Raw genomic sequence first — 5203 nt, forward strand, 5'->3', positions numbered from 1 at the left:
CCTCCCACCCGACCTCCGCACCCGGGTCGGGGCCGGGACACCTGCTGCGCTCCCTGACGGCGCTGCTGTGCGGCGCGCTCGCCGTGCTCGCCTCGGGGTGCGGCGCGGCCCCCGCCCCGGCGGCCGCGCCATCGACGGTCGACATCCCGCCCGGCGGTGTGCCCGGCGTCCAGGTGCCCACCATCGAGTGGAGCGACGCCGGCGACGGCTTTCAGCAGGCGACCATCCCGGTGCCCTACGACTACGCCCGGCCGGACGGGCGCACCCTCGGCCTGCACCTCGTCCGCCTGCCGGCGTCCGACCCCGACCACCGGATCGGCAGCCTGTTCGTCAACTTCGGCGGCCCCGGCGCTCCTGCCGCCGCACTGGTCCGCGCCGGCGGCCGGGACATGTTCACCCCGGAGGTGCTGGCCCGCTACGACCTGGTCGGCGTCGACGTCCGGGGCACCGGAGAGAGCCAGCCCGTGCACTGCTTCGACGACCCCACGCAGCTGCACGAGCTGCCCTACGTCACCGGACCCAGCTTCCCCACCACCCCCGCCGAGGAGACCGAGGCAATTGCCCAAGCGCACCGGCTCGCCGAGGTCTGCCGGGCCCGCAACGGCGACCTGCTCGACCACGTCGGCACGCTGCCTGCGGCCCGCGACCTGGACGTGCTGCGCGCGGCGCTGGGCGATTCCCGCATCAACCTGGTCGGGTACTCCTACGGCACCTTTCTCGGGCAGGTGGTCGCGAACGTCTTCCCCGACCGGGTCGGCGCGCTCGTCCTCGACGGCGTGGCGACCCCGGCGTGGGCCGGCGGCCGGGCCGGCGGCATCAGCTGGTTGCGCAACCACTCCGACGAGGCCAGCGCCGACACGCTCCGGGAGTTCTTCCGGCTCTGCGCGGAGGCCGGACCGCAGAGGTGCGCGCTCGCCGCGGACGGCGACCCGCAGCAGGCTCTCGCCGCGCTCGCCGACCGGCTGCGCGCCGAGCCGCTGACCGTCTCCGTCGCCGGGCGACCTCCGCAGCAGATCGGCTACGACGAGCTGGTCCGGTTCACCTTCTCGGCGTTCGGCATCTACAGCCCACCGCTCTGGCCGGTGCTCGCCGAATTCCTGCACGCGGCCGTCACCGGCGACACGGACACCGTGGCGGGGATCCTCACCGACCTCGCGCAGTTCACGCTGCCAGGGATGGAGGACTACTCCACCGCCAACATCGCGATCGCCTGCGCCGACACCGACAACCCGGCCGACTCCCAGCGCTACGGGCAGCTCGGACGGCAGCGCGACCGCACCGTCGCCCCCTACGCCGGCTCCTCCTGGGCTCATCTGGCGCTGCCCTGCGCGTCCTGGGACGGCCGGTCGACCGAGCGCTACACCGGCCCGTGGAACGCCACGACCAGCAACCCCGTGCTGCTCGTCAGCACCCGGCACGACCCAGCCACCCCGTACCGCAACGCCGTCCGCGTGCACGACCTGCTGCCCCACAGCGCGCTGCTCACCGTCGACGGCGTCGGCCACGGCGCGATCGACTCCAGCTCCTGCGCGAAGCAGGTCACCGCGCGCTACCTCCTCACCGGCGCCACCCCACCTGCGGGCACGGTCTGTCCGCAGGACCGCGCGCCCTTCGACCCGCCCTCCGCGTGACCCGCCGACCCACCTTCGGCAACCGACAGGAGAGGAGAACCGTCATGTCCAGCACCTCCCTCGCGCCGTCCCCCGAAGAGCGGCGAGATCTCGCCGTTCCCCGTTCGCCCTACCGGTTCGTCGCCACGCTCGCGGTCCTCGGGGCCGTATTGCTGGCGGCCGGGACCCTTCTCCACCCCGCGCACGCCGATGCCGGCTCGCCGGCCGCGGCCTTCGTTGAGTACGCCGGCGTCGTCCGGGGGATGTGGGTGGCCGCCCATCTGCTGCAGCTGGGTGGCGTCGCCTGCCTGGTCCTGGTGGTCGTCCTGCTGGCCCGGGTGGTCGACGGGACGCAGGGCTCGGTCTGGGCGCGGGTGACCACGGTCTTCGGCACCGCCGGCCTGGCGACCGCTGCCGTCCTGCAGGCGGTCGACGGGGTTGCGCTGAAGGCCGCGGTCGACCTGTGGTCGGGCGCTGGAGGGGACCGCTCGTCCCTGTTCGCGGGGGCGCTGGCGGTGCGGCAGGTCGAGATCGGGCTGGACGCGCTGTTCGCTCTGCTGCTGGCCGCGGCCTTCCTCGCGTTCGGGTTCGGCCTGCTCACCACGCCCGCCGGCAGTCGAGGGCTGGGCGCCCTGGCCGTCGTCACCGCGGGGGCAGCCGCCGTCAACGGCATCGCGCTGGCCCTCAGCGGCTTCTCGGCCGCGACGATGCTCGCCACAACGGTGAGCGGTGCGCTGGCACTCGTGTGGATGCTCCTGGTCGCGGTCTGGAGCTGGCGCCGGTCGTTCATCCAGCGCCCCTGACATTCCTCACGGTTCCTCCATGCACTTCCTGCCGCGACTTGGTGATCTCCCGTACCTGCGCCGGGCTCGGGCCACCGACAGCCTCGGAGACACGCGACAGGAGCCCCATCCCGACCCCGAGAGAGGAAGATCCGATGCTGCTCTACGACGACACGGCTGCCGAGGCGCTGCACACTGCTGCTGACGAGGCCCGACGGCTCGGCGCGACCAGGTACGAGACCGCGCACGTCCTCCTCGGACTGGTGCGGACGGCCGATCCGGTCACCCAGACCGTGACCGCCGACCATCCGCAATTGACCGCCGACGCCGCCCGCGCCGCCCTCGGCGCCCCGCCGATGCAGGCCCCGGAGGCGGACGGGGGTACCGCAGAGGGCCGCCGGTCGGCGCCGGAGCCCGCAGCAGAGTGCCGGCGCGCGTCCGGGCAGTTTACCGCCAAGTGGCGGCCGCTGGTGAGGAGCAGGCAGCTCCGGCCGGGACTGAAGCTCGGCACCGGGGAACTGTGGCTGACCGTGCTGGAGCCGGCCACCGGCTCGGCACGGGTCCTCGCCGCACTGGGCGTCGAGCCGGACGAGGTCCGCCAGCTGGTGCTGGCCACGATGGTGCCGGACGGCGCGCCGGTACCGGACTGGCCGACCGACGTCCCCGCCGGGGCCGTCCGGCGGCTGCTCGACCGCGTGCTCGGCTCGGGTGGTCGGTCCTGACCGCCACGACCCGGGCGGCTGGGCCTCCATGACAGATCTCACGGGTTCGCAGTGCGGATCGACGTCGATCTGATGAGTTCCGACACCTGTGGCCGACCCGGCCCGGCACCAGGCTCGGGGACAGCGTTCCCCTCGTCCACCACCGGCAGGGTCCCACCGCACAGGCACGGAGGCAGTTCCATGTCCGACCCCGCATCCACGAGTCGCGACCTCGCCGTCGAGGTCGTCGACCTGCACCGCCGGTACGGCGGCTTCGAGGCCGTCCGCGGTGTCTCCTTCGCCGCCCGATCCGGGGAGGTGTTTGCGCTCCTCGGCGTCAACGGCGCCGGCAAGACCTCCGTGCTGGAGGTGGCCGAGGGCCTGGCCTCCGCCGATGGCGGCTCGGTGCGCGTCCTCGGCTCAGATCCGGTCAGCGAGCGCGCCCGGGTCCGGCCGCACCTCGGCGTCCTGCTGCAGTCCAGCGGACTCCCCGGTGACCTCACTGTCGGCGAGACCCTGCGCACCTGGGCCCGCACCCTCACCCGGCCGCGCCCGGTCGGCGAGGCGCTGGCCCAGGTCGACCTGGGCTCCCGCGCCGGCGTGCGGGTGCGCAGCCTGTCCGGCGGGGAGCGGCGCCGGCTCGACCTCGCTCTGGCGCTGCTCGGTCGGCCGCGCGTCGTCGTCCTGGACGAGCCCACGAGCGGGCTGGACCCGGAGAGCCGCCGCACGGTCCGGGAGCTGATCCGGGAGCTGGTGGCCGGCGGTGCCGCCGTCGTCCTGACCACCCACGACCTCGAGGAGGCCGAGCAGCTCGCCGATCGGATCGCGGTGATGCGCGCCGGCCAGATCGTGCTCGCCGGCACACAGGCCGAGATCGCCGCGAGCCAACCGGCCACGATCCGCTTCACCCTGGACGACGGCGGGCTCCCGCTTCCCGACCTGCCCGGGGTCGCGGTCACCGTCGGACCGCCGCACGTCGAGCTGCGCACCGACGACCTGCAGCCGACCCTCGCTGCTCTCCTGGTCTGGTCGAGCCAGCACGGTCTGCAACTCACGGGTCTGGAGGCCCGAGCCGCCTCCCTCGAGCAGGCCTTCCTCGCCGTCGCCGACGGCACCGTCCCCACCGCCGCCTGACAGTCACCCGAGGAGCCCGCCATGACCGCGACCCTGCCCGCCGTCCCCCCATCGTCGAACGACCTCGGCTCCCGAGGCAGCGCGCGCCGTCGCGTGCTCGCGCTCTCCTCCGCCGAGATCCGGCTGCTCCTGCGCAACCGCACCGCCGTCGTCAACTCCGTGCTCGGCCCGGTCCTGTTGCTGGGGACCGTCGGAGCGATCGCCGTGTCCAACGGTCTCGACCTCGACGGACCCGGCCTCACCGCCAGTGCCATCGGCATCGCGTTGATCATGGTGACCTACTACAACCTGGTCACCACCTTCGTCGCCCGGCGCGAGGAGCTGGTGCTGCAGCGGATGCGGACCGGCGAGCTCACCGACGGGGAGATAGTGCTCGGCACCGCCGTCCCGACCCTGCTCGTGACCGTCGTGCAGATCCTCGTCGTCGGGGTCGGAGCGGCAGTGCTGGGGAGGTGGTCGGCCCCCGTGGACGTCGTCCTGCCGCTCCTCGCCCTGCTGGGTGGCGGCGCCCTGATGGTGGTGCTCGCCGCCGCGACCACGTCCTTCACCCGCACCGTGGAGGCGGCGCAGTTCACCACCTTGCCTCTGGTCTTCGCGGCGACGTCGCTCTCCGGGCTGCTGGTCCCGCTGTCCGGTCTCCCGGAGCCGGTCGCCCGCGTCTTCCGCCTCCTCCCGCTCAACCCGGTGATCGAACTGAGCCGGCTCGGGCTGGTCGGTGAGACGTGGGGCGGACATGCGGTCGACACCGCCGGTGCATGGGCCGCGGCCCCGGTGCCGCTGGCCCTGCTCGCCGGATGGCTGGTCGTCGGGGCCGTCGTCGCCCGCCGCGTGTTCCGCTGGGCACCCCGTCGATGAGCCGCTGAAGCCGTGCCATCGAGAGCCGAGGACGACGGTCGGTACGGGAACATGGTCCCCGTGCCGAGCGTCGCAGGCTGGTGGGCAGGACGGTCCGACCCGCAGCGGATCGCCTTGTACA

At 73.8% G+C, this 5203-nt stretch carries 5 protein-coding genes; all 5 read left to right on the plus strand.

Features of this window, described 5'->3' with window-relative positions; translation table 11 throughout:
• A partial coding sequence (locus FHL80_RS24780) for an alpha/beta hydrolase (protein WP_138735985.1) occupies positions 1 to 1631 on the plus strand: 1631 nt, incomplete at its 5' end.
• A 44-nt stretch (positions 1632 to 1675) separates the two neighbouring features.
• A complete protein-coding gene (locus FHL80_RS24785; RefSeq protein ID WP_138735986.1) occupies positions 1676 to 2413 on the plus strand; it encodes a hypothetical protein in 738 nt (245 codons plus the stop codon).
• 134 nt (positions 2414 to 2547) lie between these two features.
• Positions 2548 to 3114 carry a Clp protease N-terminal domain-containing protein gene (locus FHL80_RS24790; protein WP_138735987.1) on the plus strand — a complete coding sequence of 189 codons (567 nt, stop codon included), beginning with the start codon at positions 2548 to 2550 and terminating at the stop codon, positions 3112 to 3114.
• A gap of 180 nt (positions 3115 to 3294) precedes the next feature.
• Entirely contained in the window at positions 3295 to 4227 is a 933-nt protein-coding gene (locus FHL80_RS24795; protein ID WP_138735988.1) for an ABC transporter ATP-binding protein, read from the plus strand.
• A 21-nt stretch (positions 4228 to 4248) separates the two neighbouring features.
• A complete protein-coding gene (locus FHL80_RS24800) occupies positions 4249 to 5082 on the plus strand; it encodes an ABC transporter permease (protein WP_138735989.1) in 834 nt (277 codons plus the stop codon).
• The last annotated feature ends 121 nt before the right edge of the window (positions 5083 to 5203 follow it).

The organism is Modestobacter excelsi (assembly GCF_005930495.1).
In the GTDB taxonomy this organism is placed as follows: Bacteria; Actinomycetota; Actinomycetes; order Mycobacteriales; family Geodermatophilaceae; genus Modestobacter; species Modestobacter excelsi.

Bases quoted from the DNA above. Each gene is read 5' to 3' on its own strand.
- FHL80_RS24795 (WP_138735988.1), top strand. From the start codon at position 3,295: ATGTCCGACCCCGCATCCACGAGTCGCGACCTCGCCGTCGAGGTCGTC.
- FHL80_RS24785 (WP_138735986.1), top strand. From the start codon at position 1,676: ATGTCCAGCACCTCCCTCGCGCCGTCCCCCGAAGAGCGGCGAGATCTC.
- FHL80_RS24800 (WP_138735989.1), top strand. From the start codon at position 4,249: ATGACCGCGACCCTGCCCGCCGTCCCCCCATCGTCGAACGACCTCGGC.
- FHL80_RS24790 (WP_138735987.1), top strand. From the start codon at position 2,548: ATGCTGCTCTACGACGACACGGCTGCCGAGGCGCTGCACACTGCTGCT.